Origin of the sequence: Alloiococcus otitis ATCC 51267 (assembly GCF_000315445.1) — a bacterium.
Taxonomy (GTDB): domain Bacteria; phylum Bacillota; class Bacilli; order Lactobacillales; family Carnobacteriaceae_A; genus Alloiococcus; species Alloiococcus otitis.
The window spans coordinates 332,405-350,351 of record NZ_JH992957.1 but is presented as its reverse complement, the minus strand read 5'-3'; the positions used below and the strand labels follow the sequence as shown (position 1 = coordinate 350,351).

Annotated in this window: 14 protein-coding genes and 1 other annotated feature; all 14 genes read right to left on the bottom strand. The window is 45.8% G+C overall.

Annotated features, from left to right (window positions below; translation table 11 throughout):
- Nucleotides 1-83: 83 nt before the first annotated feature.
- Complete coding sequence (rbfA, locus tag HMPREF9698_RS01670; RefSeq protein WP_003776665.1) at nt 84-440, bottom strand: 30S ribosome-binding factor RbfA; 357 nt, start codon at nt 438-440, stop codon at nt 84-86.
- A 17-nt stretch (nt 441-457) separates the two neighbouring features.
- Complete coding sequence (infB, locus tag HMPREF9698_RS01665) at nt 458-2,818, bottom strand: translation initiation factor IF-2 (RefSeq protein WP_003776664.1); 2,361 nt, start codon at nt 2,816-2,818, stop codon at nt 458-460.
- 15 nt (nt 2,819-2,833) lie between these two features.
- Nucleotides 2,834-3,136 (bottom strand): L7Ae/L30e/S12e/Gadd45 family ribosomal protein, encoded by a 303-nt coding sequence (locus tag HMPREF9698_RS01660; protein ID WP_003776662.1) that lies wholly within the window; start codon nt 3,134-3,136, stop codon nt 2,834-2,836.
- Nucleotides 3,126-3,422 carry an RNase P modulator RnpM gene (gene rnpM / locus HMPREF9698_RS01655; RefSeq protein WP_003776661.1) on the bottom strand — a complete coding sequence of 99 codons (297 nt, stop codon included), beginning with the start codon at nt 3,420-3,422 and terminating at the stop codon, nt 3,126-3,128. Before rnpM ends, HMPREF9698_RS01660 begins: the two co-directional genes overlap by 11 nt.
- A gap of 54 nt (nt 3,423-3,476) precedes the next feature.
- Nucleotides 3,477-4,802, bottom strand: a complete 1,326-nt coding sequence (gene nusA / locus HMPREF9698_RS01650) for a transcription termination factor NusA (protein ID WP_003776660.1) — start codon at nt 4,800-4,802, stop codon at nt 3,477-3,479.
- A 16-nt stretch (nt 4,803-4,818) separates the two neighbouring features.
- Entirely contained in the window at nt 4,819-5,289 is a 471-nt protein-coding gene (rimP, locus tag HMPREF9698_RS01645) for a ribosome maturation factor RimP (RefSeq protein WP_003776659.1), read from the bottom strand.
- 160 nt (nt 5,290-5,449) lie between these two features.
- On the bottom strand, nt 5,450-9,793 hold the full coding sequence (locus HMPREF9698_RS01640) for a PolC-type DNA polymerase III (protein WP_003776657.1): 4,344 nt from the start codon (nt 9,791-9,793) through the stop codon (nt 5,450-5,452).
- 83 nt (nt 9,794-9,876) lie between these two features.
- The gene (locus HMPREF9698_RS01635) at nt 9,877-11,583 is read right to left on the bottom strand and encodes a proline--tRNA ligase (RefSeq protein ID WP_003776655.1); all 1,707 of its coding nucleotides are present in this window, start codon (nt 11,581-11,583) and stop codon (nt 9,877-9,879) included.
- 24 nt (nt 11,584-11,607) lie between these two features.
- On the bottom strand, nt 11,608-12,876 hold the full coding sequence (gene rseP, locus HMPREF9698_RS01630; RefSeq protein ID WP_003776653.1) for an RIP metalloprotease RseP: 1,269 nt from the start codon (nt 12,874-12,876) through the stop codon (nt 11,608-11,610).
- A 17-nt stretch (nt 12,877-12,893) separates the two neighbouring features.
- Nucleotides 12,894-13,685 (bottom strand): phosphatidate cytidylyltransferase, encoded by a 792-nt coding sequence (locus HMPREF9698_RS01625; RefSeq protein ID WP_245530954.1) that lies wholly within the window; start codon nt 13,683-13,685, stop codon nt 12,894-12,896.
- 17 nt (nt 13,686-13,702) lie between these two features.
- Nucleotides 13,703-14,440, bottom strand: a complete 738-nt coding sequence (locus HMPREF9698_RS01620; protein WP_003776649.1) for an undecaprenyl pyrophosphate synthase — start codon at nt 14,438-14,440, stop codon at nt 13,703-13,705.
- 194 nt (nt 14,441-14,634) lie between these two features.
- Nucleotides 14,635-15,567: a MetQ/NlpA family ABC transporter substrate-binding protein gene (locus tag HMPREF9698_RS01615; RefSeq protein ID WP_003776645.1), complete on the bottom strand. Its 933-nt coding sequence runs from the start codon at nt 15,565-15,567 to the stop codon at nt 14,635-14,637.
- Between the two features lie 22 nt (nt 15,568-15,589).
- Nucleotides 15,590-16,291, bottom strand: a complete 702-nt coding sequence (locus HMPREF9698_RS01610) for a methionine ABC transporter permease (protein ID WP_003776643.1) — start codon at nt 16,289-16,291, stop codon at nt 15,590-15,592.
- Complete coding sequence (locus tag HMPREF9698_RS01605) at nt 16,284-17,303, bottom strand: methionine ABC transporter ATP-binding protein (protein WP_003776641.1); 1,020 nt, start codon at nt 17,301-17,303, stop codon at nt 16,284-16,286. The genes HMPREF9698_RS01610 and HMPREF9698_RS01605 overlap by 8 nt, the downstream gene beginning before the upstream one ends.
- A 107-nt stretch (nt 17,304-17,410) precedes the next feature.
- Nucleotides 17,411-17,641 (bottom strand) — a binding site (T-box leader).
- Between the last annotated feature and the right edge of the window lie 306 nt (nt 17,642-17,947).

Sequence of the window (17,947 nt, the reverse complement as noted above, 5' to 3'; positions counted from 1 at the left end):
CTTGCTGAATAAATGACTATGTAAGGGCATAAGGCCAGGTATTTGACCTGGCCCAACCCAAAGACTTACTTAAGGCAAACAAGTTAGTTTGAATCTTCCTGGTGTAATTCATTGATAATTTGGTCAATCCGGTTGCCGTATTCTAAGGATTCGTCCCGGACAAAACGGATTTCAGGTGTCTTAAACAACTTAATCCGGTTGCCAATTTCACTTCGGACCAATCCACTTGCCTTGTCAAGTCCTTCTTGGGTTTCAGTCTTAACTTGGTCATCATCGGACAAGGTGGAGTAGAATATTTTAGCGTGTTGAAGATCAGCCGTCACTTCAGCATCCGTGATGGTCACCCCATCGACACGAGGATCTCGGACCTCATTTCGCAAAATATCCGTTGCTTCACGCTTGATCTCTTGGGCGACACGTCCTTGTCTGTGGCTCGGCATAGGGTCACACTCCTTGTCTATCTTGGTAATTCAACCATTTCATAAGCTTCAATAACATCATCAACTTTAATATCATTATAGCCTTCGATGGTAAGGCCACATTCAAAGCCATTGGAAACTTCTTTAGCATCGTCTTGGAAGCGTTTCAAACTAGATAGTTCTCCTTCATGGATGACTACCCCATCTCGGATTAAACGGACTGAGCTGGATCGTTTAATCACGCCATTTGAAACGAAACAGCCGGCAATGGTCCCAACCTTGGAGACATTAAAGGTTTCACGAACAGTAGCTGTCCCAGTGACTTTTTCTTCAAACTCAGGGTCAAGCATCCCTTTCATGGCTTGTTCAATTTCTTCAATGGCATTGTAGATCACACGGTGGGTTCTGATTTCAACTTCTTCCCGGTCGGCACTTTCTTGGGCCTGTGGGGTCGGTCTAACGTTGAAGCCGATAATAATGGCATTCCCAGCAGAAGCAAGAGTAATATCACTTTCATTGATGGCTCCTACCCCTGTGTGGATGATGTTAATCTTGACTCCTTCCACATCAATTTTCTCTAAGGAGGAAACCAAGGCCTCAACTGACCCTTGGACATCGGCTTTGACAATGACATTAACTTCTTTTAACTCGCCCTCTTCTAAGCTATCAAACAAGTTGTCCAGGGTGATTTTTTGGCTGGCCTTACGACTGGCTTCAGTTGCTGCATTGGCCCGGCGTTCACCAACTTGACGGGCAGTTTTTTCATCCTCAAAGACGACAAAACGGTCCCCAGCTTGGGGTGTGTCGTTTAAGCCGGTGATTTCAACGGGTGTGGATGGCAAAGCTTTCTTAACCCGGCGTCCCTTGTCATTAGTCATGGTCCGAATCCGGCCATGGGTGTTGCCGACCACGATGGAGTCCCCATGGTGGAGGGTTCCTTCTTGGACAAGCAGGGTTGCTACTGGTCCTTGGGCCTTGTCCAGTCTCGCTTCGATCACACTACCGATAGCATTCCGACTTGGGTCTGCCTTAAGTTCTTCTACTTCAGCCACCAAAAGGATCATTTCCAAAAGCTCATCAAGGTTTTGGTTAAACTTAGCAGAAATCTCAACAAAGATCGTATCCCCGCCCCAGTCTTCTGGAATCAATTCATAGGCGGTTAGTTCTTGCATGACTTTTTGGGGGTTGGCATCTGGTTTATCAACCTTATTGACGGCTATGATAATCGGAACTCCTGCTGCTTTAGCGTGGTTAATGGCTTCTTCTGTCTGAGGCATCACTCCATCATCAGCTGCCACTACAATAATAGCGACATCGGTAATATCTGCTCCTCGAGCCCGCATGGTGGTAAAGGCAGCGTGGCCAGGGGTGTCCAGGAAGGTGATTAACTTACCGTCAACTTCTACCTGGTAGGCCCCAATATGCTGGGTAATCCCCCCAGCTTCGCCTTCAGCTACATTGGCTTCCCGTAAGGTGTCCAAGAGGGTGGTCTTGCCGTGGTCGACGTGTCCCATGATTGTGACAGCGGCTGGACGGGTTTTGAGGTTTTCTTCAACCGGCTTTTGGTCGAAGTAATTATCAAAGTCAGCAATATCCACTTCAACTTTTTCCTTGGCTTCCACCCCATAGTCAGCTAGGATCAATTCAATGGCATCCGCATCTAATGATTGGTTTTGGTTGGCCACAACTCCCATCATAAAGAGTTTTTTAACAATTTCGGCTGGTTCCCGGTGGAGTTTTTTAGCCAGTTCAAAAACAGTCATCCCTTCAGAATATTCAACTGACTCTGGTAGAGGTTTATTTTTGCGGGGGGTTGGATTTGCTTGCTGGTTGCCCTGTTTTTGCTTGTTTCGTTTTTGTTTTTTACGGTTGCCAGCTGGTCCGCCGTGGATCCCACGGTGCTGTCTAGAACTCCGTTTTTGCTTACGGTTCTTGCCTTGTTCGCCTTTTTCGGTTTCGTCTGTCGTTCTTTTACGCGGGTTCATTTTGGTGTTTTCCTTGCCTTTTCCCTGTTTATCTTGCTTGCCTTCTTTCTTAGGAGTAGGTTTATTTTTTGCTTTTTTGTTATTTGCTTTGCCTTGTTTGTTTCCCTTAGTTGGCTTGTTTTTGGAAGTATTTTTGCTTTTGCCCTTGCCTTGCTTAGATTGATTTTGGCCTGTCTTACCTTGCTTAGGGTTATTCTCGGTCTTGTTTTGTTTCGAATTATTGTCAGGCTTGTTTTGCTTTTGACTCTGATTTTGTCTATCGGCTAAGGCATTCTTGATCGTTTGTTTATCTTGGTCGCTAATAGAGGCCATGTGACTTTTAAAGGTCAAGCCGGCTTCATTGGCTAACTCTAATACCTCTTTGCTAGGGAGGTCGATTTCTTTGGCAAATTCGTAAACACGCATTTTGCTCATACAATCACCTTTCTATCATCTGTGTAAACTGGCAAAAGACTTGGCAAACCCCCTATCCGTGAGTGAACAAGATTTGCGGTTTTTGCCAATTGCTCGGGAAATTTCTTCACTTGTATAGTCTAAATTCAGGGCTATTTCATAACTGTGACACTTGTCGGTAAATTGTTTAATGGACCTGGGCGAAGCATCCTTGGCCAGGATGACATAGTAGCCCCGCTTGGACCGGATGGATTCTAAAACAGGTCCTTGACCGGTCACCAACTTGCCTGCTCTTTGGGCTAGGCCCAAAAGATTTAAGGCCTTGTCTTTATTGTTCATTTAATAATTCTGCCCTTGCCTGAGTGTATTCAACGTATTCTTTGAGTTCCTGGTAAAAATCATCTGGAATTTCCGTATTTAAGGCCCGGGCTAGGACATCTTTTTTCCGGCCTTCTTCGATAATGGAAGGGTCAACTGAAACATAAGCTCCTCGACCATTTTTCTTTCCGGTCGGGTCAATGGAAACTTGACCTTCCTTGTCGCGAACAATACGGACCATGTCTTTTTTGGGTTTCATTTCATTTAAAATAACGCATTTCCGCATCGGGATTTTTTTCTTTTTCAAGCTACCAGCTCCTTAAGCTTGGGTCTGATCGATTATTCTAAACAGGTACTTAGCCTATTCATCTAGGTCTAGGTCACTTGCTTCGTTTACGTCAAGGGTAGATTCATCATCTTGGCTTAGCTCGGCCGAGCTCGAGTCCAAATCTTCTTCCTCTCCTACACTGGCTTGACCATCTTCTAACTCGTCCAAACCTTCTAGATTTGTCGGATTTTCTGCTTGGTCTCCTAATTCTTGACTTTCTTGGTTAAGGCTATCCGCTACTGGTTCATCTCCTGGCTCAGCTTCACTTGGCTCTACTTCTTCGTCAACCTGGTAAGTTCCGCCGTCTTCAAAGGACCCATCTTCCAAATTAACCTGGCTTTCAGGTAGAATATCAATTTTGTAGCCTGTCAATTTGGCAGCTAAACGAACATTTTGCCCTTTCTTACCAATGGCCAAGGAAAGTTGGTAATCTGGGACGACAACCCGGCAGGAATGGTCATCTGAACTAAATTGAACAGCCAAAACTTGAGCTGGGTTCAAGGCATTTTCGATGAAGATGCGGGGATCTTTGTCCCATTCCACAATGTCCATGTTCTCCCCGTTTAATTCATCAACGACAACCTGGACCCGGGCTCCCTTGGCACCGACACAGGTCCCAACAGCATCAACTTCGCTGTCGTGGGAAGTCACAGCCAACTTGGACCGGTCTCCTGCTTCTCTGGCAATAGAAACAATCTCAACAGTCCCATCATAAATTTCAGGAACTTCTTGTTCAAAAAGACGTTTGATTAAATTGGGGTGGGTCCGGCTGACAAAGACTTGGGGGCCTTTGGTAGAATCTTCCACCTTGCTAACATAAACCTTAATCCGGTCGTGAGAATTGTAACTTTCATCTTCGATTTGGTCACGCTTAGACAAAACAGCTTCCACCTTGCCCAAGTCAATGTAAATAAAGCGGTTGTCTTGTCTTTCAACCGTACCCGTCATGAGGTCATCTTGGTATTCAATATATTCATTGTAAATGATGGACCGCTCTGCTTCCCGCATTCTTTGCAGGACAACTTGCTTGGCTGTTTGGGCTGCTATCCGACCGAAAGACTTGGGTGTGACTTCAAATTTGATCTTGTCCCCCACTTCATAAGCCCGGTTGATTTCTCTAGCATCCACCAAGGCAATCTGACTATTGGTATCTTCTGCTTCTTCCACCACTTCCTTGACCTGGTAGACAGTAATATCCCCAGAAGCATCATTGAAATTGACCTCCACATTTTGAGAGGTCCCATAATTTCTTTTATATGCTGCAACCAAGGCGTCTTCCAAGGCTTCAATGACAATATCTTTTGAAATTCCTTTTTCCTTCTCTAAAACTTCCAAAGCGCCAGCCAATTCTTTACTCATAGTTCTCTCCTTCAGTCTAAAATTCAATTGCTAGTCTAGCTTTTGAGATATTATCTCGGTTAATCACAACATCTTTTTTACGAGTTTTGACCTTAACAGTCAGGGTAATGGTGTCTTGATCGACTTCTTTTAAGTGTCCTTCAAATGCATTGTCAGGCCCAATCATTTCATACAATTTAACATGAATATAAGATCCGACTGCTTGCTTGAGGTCTTCTGCCGTTTTAAGGGGGCGCTCAGCACCAGGAGAAGACACCTCTAAATAGTATGCTTGAGGGATAAAGTTAGTCTCTTGCTGGTCCAGGAGTCCACTTAATTGTTCACTGAATTGGGTGCAGTCATCCAAGCTTACCCCACCAGCTTGGTCAATATAGACCCGCAAGAACCAATTCTGACCTTCTTTTAAGTATTCAACGTCAACAATCTGATAACCTAGGTCCTCAGCTAAGGGTTTCGCCAAGTCCAAAACTTTATCTTGGATCTTCAAAGCCTTCACCTCTTTAATCAAAAATTTGTCATCAAAAAGAGTGAGCGAATAATTCGCTCACTCCTTTCCTTTATTTACCTTTGGCACGACACCTATTATAGCAGGTCTCCTAGCCTGATGCAAGTTTGGACCAAAAGCTGATCCTAACTGGTTTCTTCTCTTATTCCCCCTCAAAGTCAAAGAGAGAAAGTTGGTTTTCGTCCGGCAAATGGTCTAAAACATGGTTATTGTCCAGGTAGTCCATGACCGTTTTCGACAACTTGCCCCGTTTTGATAGGTCTTCCTTGGACAAGAAGTCGCTGTCCTCCCTGGCATCAATGACAGCCTGGGCGGCACTGGACCCCAAGGAAGGGACTGCCCTAAATGGAGCACGAAGGCCATTGTCTTCGATGACAAAGTCTTTGGCTTGGGACTTGTCGATGTCCACCATCTTGAAGTCAAAACCCCGTTCAACCATTTCATTGGCTACTTCAAGGACGGTAAGTAAGGCCTTGTCCTTAGCTGTGGCAGTTTGTTCTCTTTCCTTGTCCTTGATTTCCTTCATAGCTGACTTAATGCCTTCCTTGCCCTTGACCATGGCGATCAGGTCAAAATCACTAGCCCGGATGGAAAAGTAGGCAGCGTAGTAGTAAAGGGGGTAGTGGACTTTAAAGTAAGCTACCCTAAGGGCCATCAAGACATAGGCAGCTGCGTGGGCTTTAGGGAACATGTACTTGATTTTTTTGCAGGATTCAATATACCAATCAGGAACATCATTTTCTTTCATGGTAGCAATCCAGTCATCTTGCAAGCCCCGACCCTTACGAACAAATTCCATAATCTTAAAGGCCAGGCTGTCTTCAAGACCTTGGTGTTGAAGGTAGACCATGATATCATCCCGGCAGCCGATCACCTCGGACAAGGGAATGTTGTGGTTGCGAATTAATTCTTCAGCATTGCCCAGCCAAACATCTGTCCCGTGGGAGAGGCCTGAGATCTGCAAGAGTTCAGCAAAGGTAGAGGGGTGGGTTTGCTCTAACATTTCTCGGACAAATTGGGTACCAAATTCAGGTACTCCGAGAGTTCCGGTATTGGAGAAAATTTGCTCTGGGGTCACCCCTAGAACTTCCGGGCCTGAGAAAATTTTCATAACATCTTCATCACTTACCGGTATTTCTTGAGGGTCAAAGCCGGACAAGTCCTGGAGTTTTCGGATCATGGTCGGGTCATCATGTCCCAGGATATCCAGCTTCAAGACGTTTTCGTCGATGGAGTGGAAGTCAAAGTGGGTAGTTTGCCACTCAGCCGTCTGGTCGTCAGCCGGGTACTGGATGGGGGTGAAATCAAACACATCCATGTCATCCGGTATGACGATAATCCCTCCTGGGTGCTGGCCGGTTGACCGTCTCACTCCGGTTAAACCATCTGACAGCCGGTCCACTTCAGCCGACCGGTAGTTTATCTGCTTGTCCCTTTCATAACCCTTGACAAAACCAAAGGCCGTCTTGTCAGCAATCGTCGTGATGGTCCCAGCCCGGTAGACATGGTCTTCTCCAAACAAAACCTTGGTATAGTTGTGGGCCTTGGCCTGGTATTCACCTGAGAAGTTCAAATCGATATCTGGCACCTTGTCCCCATTAAAACCAAGGAAGGTTTCGAAGGGAATGTCGTGGCCGTCTGATTCCATTAGGCTTTGACATTCCGGACATTTTTTGGCCTCTAAGTCAAAGCCGGACCCCACTTCCCCATTGGTGAAGAATTCGGTGTGCTGGCAGTTAGGACAGCGGTAGTGGGGCGGTAGTGGGTTGACTTCTGTGATCCCGGTCATGGTGGCCACAAAGCTTGACCCAACCGACCCCCTGGAACCAACCAAATAGCCATCTTCAACACTTTTTTTGACCAATTTCTGGGAAATTAAGTAAATGACAGAGAAATTGTTGTCAATAATACTCTTCAACTCTTTTTCGAGCCTTTCCTCTACAATACTTGGCAAGGGGTCGCCATAGAGAGCCTTGGCTTGCTTGTAACTCATCTGACGTATCTCTTGGTCCGACCCTTCCATTTTCGGGGCATAGAGGCCTTCCTTGACAGGAGAGATTGATTCGATAGAATCAGCAATTTTTTGGGTGTTGGTGACCACAATCTCATAAGCCTGGTCCTGGCCTAGGAAGGAAAACTCTTCTAACATTTCATCTGTTGTTCTAAAGTGGACTTCTGGGTTCCGGGCTTTGGAGAAGGCGCCCTTTTTGGCAGTTTCCAGGAGGATATCCCGTAAAACGGCATCTTCTGGGTTTAGGTAGTGGACATTCCCTGTAGCTACCACGGGTATATCAAGTTCATGGCCTATTTTAACCAGGTTTTCAATCATTTCTTCAAGGGTTGCCTCATCCTTGATTAAGTCCCGGTCCAAGAGGTCAATATAGGCTGACTTGGGCATAACTTCAATATAATCATAGTCCTGGGCAACTGCCAAGGCTTCGTCATAGCCCTTTTGCATAATAGCCTCAAAGAGCTCTCCCTGTCCGCAACCAGACCCAACCAAAAGGCCTTCCCGGTACTTGCTCAAGATAGACTTAGGTATACGGGGAACCCGGTAGAAGTAGTTGACATGGGCGTGGGAGACAATTTTAAAGAGGTTTTTCAAGCCTTTTTGATTCTTGACCAAAATACTGGCATGGGTTGGCCGGGCCTGCTTGTAAGCCTCGCCTTCCCCCACCTGGCTATTCAAGTCTTGGTGGCTAGTCATGTCATATTGGTCTTTGGCTTCTTTTAAGAAGATCCACAAGAGTTTAGCCGTTGACTCCGAGTCATAGATGGCCCGGTGGTGGTGTTCTAAGGCCACGTCATACCGCTTAGCCAGAGTGTTTAACCGGTGGCTTTTCAAGTTTGGGTGGAGCATGCGGGACAATTCCAAGGTATCAATCACAGGCTGGTCAGCTTGTCCTAGGCCATGTCGTTGGTAGGCCGTATTGATAAAGCCCATGTCAAAGGAAGCGTTATGGGCGACCAAGACAGTGCCTTCTGAAAAGGCTTGAAAGGCATGGAGGACTTCGTCTTCACTTTTGGATCCTTGGACCATGTCATCGGTGATCCCGGTCAAATTGGTCGTAGTCTCAGACAAGGGCTGGCCTGGGTCAATAAATTCTTGGAATTCAGAAACGATTTCCCCATTTTCCATCTTCACAGCGGCCAATTCAATGATTTGGTCATAACGAGCCGATAGTCCGGTTGTTTCCACGTCGAAGACCACATAAGTTGCCTCTTCCAGCTTTATATCGGCCGGATTGTATGCTACCAATTCGCCATCACTAACCAAATTGGCTTCCACACCGTAAAGAATTTTAACACCAGTGTCTAAGCCAGCATAATGGGCCTCTGGGAAGGATTGGACTACAGCATGATCAGTGATGGCAATAGCCGGTTGGTCAAAAGCGGCTGCTTGCTTGACCAAATCCTTGGCCGGCACCAAACCGTCCATCTGACTCATGGTGGTATGGGCATGAAGTTCCACCCTCTTCTCCCCTTCCTTAGCCAGGTCCCGCCGGGGTTCTTTTTTGACCTCTTGGATGTCTTGGGCCATGACAACTAGGTCTTTGACAAAGGTATCTTCTTGAACACTGCCTCTAACCTTGAGCCACATTCCCTCTTGGACTTGGTCAAATAGGGCTTCGTCAGAAGAATTATTAGAGAATTTTTTGAATAGGAAGGAAGAGCTATAGTCGGTCATTTTAAAGAGAAGGAGCTTTCTATCTGACCGGAGGGATTTGATCTCCACATCAAAAACGTATCCTTCAAAGGTCAGACGGCTCTCTTCTTCTTCCACATCAACCATCTGGGTAATCGTTTCGTGGTCAGGGATGGCCCGGCCCATCTTCAAGGCCTCCGACTTGGCTTTGGATCCCCCTTCTTCTTTCTTTTGGCTGGCCTTGATAAATTGGTTGGTTAGCTCTTGAGACAAGGCCTGGTCTTTTTCTTCTTTTTCTTTACGGAAGGCGGCAATTTGATCTGAATTTTTCTGGGCATCGACCCTAGCCTTGATTTTAAAGTGGTTGGGAAAGCCCACTTGCTGGTAGCCAGCTTGGATCCGAGGTAGGAAGTCATGGTCAAACTTGTCCCGGGTCACTTCATGGTCCAGGTCAAAGTAAACTTGCTTCCCATCTAGATAAGGGAGGGTCTTGTCTAGTAAGTCATTGCAAAGGGGAGAATCGACTCCGCTAAACTTCACCGCCTTAGGCCAATAGTCCTGGAGGAGGTCCTGGTCAAAACTGTCATCTTGGGCATCAACCCTTAAATGGATCTGGTTGACTTCTGGGATATGCTGCAAGAGGGCAGACTCCAAAACTTGGAAGTCCTTAAAAGGGAGGATCTGAGGAAATTGGAGGGTCAGGTCCCAGGCTTGTTGAGCCTTGTAAACAACAATTTGCTTCAAACTGCCGGCTTTAAGAAGGGGTCGGTCTTGTAGGTGTTCTTCTAAGTGGACTTGCTGCATCAATACTTGATACATTTCTTTTTGATTGAGTGACATCTTTGCCCTGCTTTCTAATGAGCCAAAAAGGGCCAGATACGAAAGTCCTGAACCCTTTTAAAGCTAATTTTGCAAATGATTTCTTAGTCTTCTTTAAAAGATTGAATAGCGTCCAATACTTGGTCTAACTTAGCTTCTTTCATTTGACCGGTCCGTCTTGAGCTAACTTCCACTATACCATCCTTGGCTTTTTTGCCAATGGTGATTTGATAAGGAATGCCGATTAATTCGGCATCGGTAAATTTAACCCCCGGTCTTTCATTCCGGTCATCAATTAAGACCTCATAGCCCTGGGCAGTCAAGGCCGCCTCGATGTCTTTTGTCAGCTGACCTTGAATATCGTTGGTCCATTTAATGGGCACCAAGTGGACCTGGAAAGGAGCTAATTGTTCTGGCCAGACAATACCCTTGTCATCCGAATTTTGTTCAACAACAGCTGACAAGAGTCGGCTAACCCCAATCCCGTAACTTCCCATAATGACCGGAGTTGGTCGGCCGTTGGAGTCCAAGACGGTTGCCTGCATGGCTTCACTGTAAAAGGTGCCCAGTTTAAAGATGTGGCCCAATTCAATCCCTTTTTGGAAGACAAGTTGACCTTTTTGGTCTGGAGAAGGATCGCCTTCTTCTACCATCCGGATGTCAGCATAAGTACAGTCGTCAAAGTCCCGGTCGGGGTTGACATTTTTATAGTGTTTGCCTTCCTGGTTGGCCCCAGTGACCGTATTAGCCATGTCTTTCACGTGATGGTCCAAGACCACTGTTACTTGGTCAGACAAGCCAATTGGACCTGCGTAGCCTGGGACTGTTTGGAAAAGTTCTCTGATTTGATCCTCACTAGCCGGGTCAATTTTTTTTCCATCCAAGGCCATTCTGACCTTCACCTCATTGGCTGTATGGTCCCCCCGGGTGATGGCTAGGACCGGAATTTTTTCGTCCACTATAAACAGGACACTCTTCAAGGTATCTTTGAGGCTCAGCTTCAAGAAGGAAGCAAGGTCTTCCATAGTGGTCACACCGGGTGTCTCCACTAATTCCAGGTCTAAGGCATGGGCTTGACTTGGCTCAGCTTGGTAGTAGCTTTCTGCCATTTCCAAGTTGGCTGCATAGTCACTCTGGTCGGAGTGAACGACAATGTCTTCACCGGCATCAGATAGGGCCATAAATTCCATGGAGTCTCGTCCCCCCATAGCAGCTGCATCCCCAATGACAGCCCGGTAGTTTAAGCCAACCCGGGTAAAAATATTGTGGTAGGCCTGCTTCATGGCTTCATAAGACTCATCCAAACTAGCATAGTCTTCATGGAAGGTGTAGGCATCTTTCATGATAAATTCCCGTCCTCTTAAAAGCCCTGACCGAGGCCGTTTTTCGTCACGAAACTTGGTTTGAATTTGGTAAAGGGAGAGGGGCAATTTCTTGTAAGAATCGATGGTGTTGCGAATCAAGTCGGTAAAGGTCTCTTCATGGGTTGGGCCTAAGATAAAGTCCCGGTCGTGACGGTCCCTCAGCTTAATTAAATCCTCTCCATAAGAAATATACCGGCCAGTTTCTTTCCATAAATCAGCCGGGATGAGGCCAGGTAGGGTCATCTCCACTGACCCGACCTTGTCCATCTCTTCCCGAATGATAGCCTCAACCTTGTCTAAGACCCGGCGTGCCAAGGGCAAATAAGCGTAAACACCTGCTGCCACTTGGCGGATGTAGCCCGCCCTTAGCATCAACTGGTGGCTCTTCACCTCGGCATCACTAGGCACTTCCCTTAGAGTCGGTGAGAATAATTTCGATTGCTTCATTATTGCCAAACACTCCTTCAGTATTTAAAAGAAAAATTGCGTAATATCATTCCAAGTAACGACCAACATCAAGACAACCAAGAAACCTGCCCCAACCAGGGTGAGGACAATTTCTTTTTCCTGGCTTAACTGTTTACCCCGGATGGCTTCAAGGAAGTTAAGCAGCAACTTCCCACCGTCCAGGCCTGGGATAGGGATTAAGTTCACTAAACCAAGGTTGGCACTCAAGGTTGCAAAAAGGTTTAAAACGGCCAAGAAGCCCCCAGTCTGGAAGGCTGACCCGGTAACCGCAAAAATGGCAACTGGCCCACCGAGTTGGTCTAGGCCGGCACTACCGGTGAACATCTGTCCCAAGGCTTCAAAAATCATTAGGATAATGGTCCAGGTTTCGGTAAAGCCAAAAGCCAAGATGGAGGAAATGGAGGTCTCCATGTCCCGCAAAATCCCAATCCGGGCATATTGACTCCCATCTTCAAGACTAGCATACTCCGGTGTCAGGCTAACTTGCAAGGTCTGGTTCTCCCGTTGGACCTCCAATTCGGTCTCTTCTTCCACATTAGAAGTAATAGCTGCCGTCAAGTCCAACCAGGATTCCACCGGCTGGCCATCAACGGATAGAACTCGGTCGTCTGCTTGTAGCCCCGCCTGGCTAGCAGGAGAATCAGCTTGAACGTCCCCAACAACAGGATCATTACTTAAGACCCCACCCTGGATAAAACCTAAAAGAATAAAAGCAACAATAGCCAGGATAAAGTTGTTTAAGGGACCTGCAAAGTTGGTTAAAATCCGGGCCATCAAAGGGGCATGGTTAAATTGCCTGTCTAGGGGGGCAATTTGGACTTCCACCCCATTCTCCCGCTTGATACTAGCAGTCCGGGCTACTTTAAATCTTGTCTCCTCTTCTTCCCCGAAGACATGGCCCTTGAGGTAGAGGTCTTGCTCCAGGTCAAAGTCAGTCATCTGAATCACTAATTTATCCACCTGGTCTAGGTCATCGTTTAAATTAATCAAGGTCACCCGGTCGTTTTCGTCCAGGGTCAAGTAGGCCTGCATGCCCGGTCTTAAGTCTTCTTCCTCTTCATAACCAGCCATCATGACATAACCACCCAGGGGCAAGAGGCGGATGACATAGGCCGTCTCCCCTTTTTTAACACTAAAAATTTTAGGGCCAAAGCCAATGGAAAATTCCCTGACTAAGATCCCTGACCGTTTAGCGAAGTAAAAGTGGCCTAATTCGTGGAAAAAGACCAAAAGCCCAAAGACAACAATAAATATTAGTATACTTTCGATCATATAAAAATTCCTTTCAGCTAAACAATGCCCAAGATGAGGGCTAGGGTTGTCGCAAAGATTAAGCTGTCAAACCGGTCTAAAATACCACCGTGGCCTGGCAGGATCGTTCCCGTATCTTTGACATTAAATTCCCGCTTCATCCCCGATTCAATCAAGTCACCAAATTGGCTAGCAATGGCAATAATAATAGCAATGAAGCCACCGACCACTGGTGTCATGGGTAGGAAGGGAAATAAGGATACGATAATAAAGATCAAGAAGCCAGATGCCAAAACGCCTCCTAAGGACCCTTCAATTGTTTTATTGGGCGAGAGGATGGGAGCTAGCTTGTGTTTGCCAAAGAAACTCCCAATCAGGTAAGCGCCAGTGTCCGAGATGACCGTTGCTAGGACAATCAAGATTAAAAGGAAGCCGTCTTGCTCCCGAATATAATACATAGAATAAAAGCCGTAACCAATATAAATAATCCCTAAAACAGCAATGCCGGCATCGATAAAGGTAAAGGACTGGTGGACTGTCGCCGATATCAACATTAATAGGGTCATCAAGGCGATCATATGGTGGACCTCAAGGTAGGTCGGAAGTTTGGGGCCTAGCCGGTCCGAAAAAACAATAAAAGCGATCGATAAGTGGGCTAAAAGAGAAGGCAGGCTAAAGAAGGGGATGTCAATCATCCGCAAGATTTCAAACAAACCCCGGCAGGCCAAAAATAGGATGGCCAGTTGAAGGGGCCAGGACCCGTAGACAAATATGGGAATTAAGATTACAACCAGTATAATGGCTGTTTCGATTCTTTGAAACAATTTCATCATCCTTTTGAACCTGGTTAGAGGCCTCCAAACCGCCTGTTGCGACCTTGGTATTCCTCTAGTATCTCATCAAATGCTTCTTCATTAAAGTCAGGCCAATAAAGCGGAGAAAAGTAAAATTCACTATAGGCATTTTGCCAAAGGAGAAAGTTACTTAACCGCTCTTCCCCACTAGTCCGGATCATGAGGTCGACATCCGCATACTGGCCTAAAGGATTGGTATACAAGTAGCTAGCAATCAGCTTGTCATCAACTTGCTTGGGCTCTAACTTGTGGTCTAAAATGTCCTGGCCAATCAATCGGACCGCCCGGGTAATCTCTTCCCGGCTACCGTAGTTAAAAGCCAGGTTCAAGACCATGCCATCATTGTCCTTGGTTTGGTCGATTACCTTTTGAACCGTTTTGATGGTCCGACCAGGAACGCCTTCTTCCGTCCCAGAGGTCATGACTTTGATGTTATTTTCCATCAATTCTGGCATAAACTTGTCAAAAAAAGCGATAGGCAAGTTCATTAAGTATTTAATTTCCTGGGGAGGTCGCTTCCAGTTCTCCGTGGAAAAAGCATACAAGGTTAACACCTTGACTCCCCACTTGTTGGCAGCCTTGGTTACCCTTTTGACTGCCTCCAAGCCTTCCCGGTGGCCTTCAGTCCGGACCAAACCTCTTTGCTTGGCCCACCTCCCATTGCCGTCCATGATAACCGCTACATGGTTGGGAATGACTTGTAGGGCTTTCGCTTCCTTATCAGTTTTCATAACTTGGTTTTCCTCCAATAAAAAACATTATACCATGTCCTATTATATGAAAAATGACTAAAGAGTGCCACGCTAATTCTTAAATTTATCCTGAATAAAGGAAAGTTAGCCCGATTTGCTCAATAAAGACAAAAAGCAAGCCAGCTAGCAAGCACACTAGCTGGCTTAAGCATTCGCTTTATTCAGTTATAGCCTTATTCATCGGCTGGGATAACGGCTCCCTCCCAAGTGTCATTGATAAAGTCTTTGGTTTCTTGGGAGTGGAGGGCATCGAGTAATTTTTCGATATTTTCGTCCCCTTCGTCTTCTGCACGAATGGCGATGACGTTAACATAAGGGGAGTCAGTGCTTTCCAATTCAATGGCTTCCTCTAAGATGTCAATCCCTGAGTCAACGGCAAAGTTAGCGTTGATGAAAACAACGTCACCTTCATTGTTTTCATATAGGGTAGGCATCAAGCCTGGGTCGTATTCATAGTCGAAGTTAAAGTCATGTGGGTTGTCCACAATATCATCAAAGGTTGCTTCGGTGATGTCCACATTGTCGTCAACTTCAATTAAACCTTGGTCTTCAAACATTTTGAGGATACGGCCGTAGTCTGCCAAGTTGTTGGAGACTAGGATGTCTGCCCCATCTGGCAAGTCAGCTAAGCTGTCATAGTCATGGGAGTAAGCCCCAATTGGCTCAACGTGGACGCCGCCTGCACTAACTAAGTCGTAGCCATTTTCTTCAATAGAGTTTTCTAGGAATGGAATGTGTTGGTAATAGTTGGCATCCAAGTCCCCTCCGTCCAAGGCTTCGTTCGGGAGGACATAATCGTCATAGGTGACGATTTCAAGCTCAATGCCCTCTTCTTCTAATTGGGGTTGGACAAATTCCAAGATTTCACCGTGGGGGGTGTTGGAAGCACCAACTGTCAGAGTGACTGGTTCGCCTTCTTCATCGTCGTCTTCACCACTGTCAGCAGCTTCTTGTTCAGCAGCTTCTTCACCGTTGTCGTTTTCTTCTTGGTTGGTAACTTCTTCGTTTTCAGCTTCTTGGTTAGCGTCTTCTTCGCCACCATTACCACAAGCAGCTAAAAGTAGGGTTGACGCGGCTAAACTTGCTAATAGATTTGCTTTTTTCATTATAATTCCTCCTATTGTTCAATTAACGTTTATCTAATAATTTAACTGTCAGGTCACCAAGACCTTGAATGATAAAAACTAAAACTAAAATAACTAAGGTTGCCACTAAAGTAACAGCTGGGTTGGACCGCTGGAAACCTTGCAAGTAGGCCAGGTTCCCTAAACCACCAGCACCGATGACTCCCGCCATAGCGGTAAAGCCTAAAACAGCAATACTAGTGGTGGTCAAGCCAGCAATGAGAGCAGGTGATGATTCTGGGATCAAAACCTTGTAAATAATTTGGAACTCATTAGCTCCAATGGCATTGGCTGCCTCTAAGACCCCCTTGTCTACATCCCTAAAACTGGTTTCCACCAAGCGGGCATAGAAGGGAGCACTGGAGAGTATCAAGGCTGGTAAGGCTGCATTGGGTCCCGTCATGGTCCCTAAAAGCGACCGGGTGAAGGGAATAAGTAAGACAATTAAGATAATAAAGGGAATAGCCCTAAAAATATTAACGATAACGGCAACGATGTAGTAGAAAACCTGGAAGAATTTACCTTCTTTGTTTTGAGTCTCAAAGAGGAGCAGGCCCAATAAGAGTCCAAAGACAAAGACTGCGATCATGGACAAGAGGGTCATGTAGATGGTCTCTACCGTTGCTTGCTGGACATTTGGCCAGTTGACATTTTCAAAAGCAACAAATTCTGACAGGTCCACACTTGCTAAAAAAAGATTAGGCACGGTAGATCACCTCCACTTTTGCTGACTGGCTAATAAATTCTTCGGCCGCCTCGATAGCCTCATCATCTCCTAAGGCTTGGACAAAGAGGGTACCTGAAGGCGAAGCCTTAGTTGAATAGATCGATCCCGAGATAATATTGATATCAATATCAAACTTGCGACTGGCCTGGGAAATTAAAGGAGCCTGGACCTTGTCTCTATCATAGTGAATACTGAAGACATGGCCTTGGGGCTGGCTTGCAATAAAGTCTTTCAAGGCTTTTTCTGTGTCGTCATCTTCACTTTGTAAAATAAAGCGTTTGGTAATGTTTTTTTGCGGATTCTTAAAGATTTCGTCAGCATCTCCAGCCTCCACAACAGCACCCGCATCCATGACGGCGACCCGGTCACAAATTTTCCGGATTACTTCCATTTCGTGGGTAATGATCACGATGGTTAAACTAAACTTCTTGTTGATTTCAAGTAGTAAGTTTAAAACATCGTCAGTTGTCTTAGGGTCCAAGGCAGAAGTGGACTCGTCACAAAGCAAAACATCTGGGTCATTGGCCAAGGCCCGGGCGATCCCTACCCTTTGTTTTTGCCCACCGGACAATTGGGCTGAATAAGTATCTTCCTTACCTTCTAAACCAACCAACTTGATTAATTCGTCTGCTCGCTTGATCCGCTCTTCCTTGCCAACGCCCGCAATCTCTAAGGGAAACATGATGTTTTCCCTGACTGTACGGGACCAAAGAATATTGAAGTGCTGGAAAATCATGCCGATCTTTTGTCTCGCCTTCCGCAAGTCTTTGTTAGACATTTGGGACAAGTTTTGGCCATTAATGGAAATTTGGCCTCCAGAAGCTTTCTCTAGGCCGTTGATGGTCCGGACTAAGGTTGACTTGCCGGCACCAGAATAACCAATAATCCCAAAGATCTCCCCTGTCTTAATGGACAAGGAAACATTGTCAACAGCCTTGACTTCAGACTTGTTCTGCTTAAAAATCTTAGAAACTTCTGTCAGTTCGATCAATCGGTCTTCACTCCTCCTACTAAATTCCCCTAGGTCAAGTAAGCTAGGGTCTTTACCATTGAAATAAGTAGCAATAAAAAAAGCTCCGCCCCAGTCTCTTTATAGACTGAAAGGGCGAAGCTAGTTCACGGTACCACCTTTTTTCGTTGACTAAAGCCAACACTCATCGAGTTCTATCAAACTCTGCCACTGTAACGGGTGGTCCCGAATAACTCTCACACTTGCTTGAATTATTCATGCTCAGTGACCATATTCACTCACTTAGCTTTACCTACTTCCACCACACGTAGGCTCTCTTAGAAAACGCCATGAGCTACTTATCACTTCATTGCCTTATTTAATGATTAAAGTTATACTATCATAGTTATCATAGACTGTCAAACAGTTTTTTTGCAAAATAACAGAAATCTTTCGCCTTGGATTGGGGCTAGTTACCTGGTCAGTCCGTCATTAAATCCCGACAAAGACCTCTACTACTTTTCTTATTTTTTCTAAGACGGTCTCTTTTTTCCGCTCCCGAGCTCCTTTCCTACGGGAGGTTGGAGGAAGAATATTATCGAGTTCATTCCCAACATATTCCACATAGCCCTAGTCGATGGACTTATGGATAAAACGGGTGGAATCTTCTTTCAATTTCTCCTCTT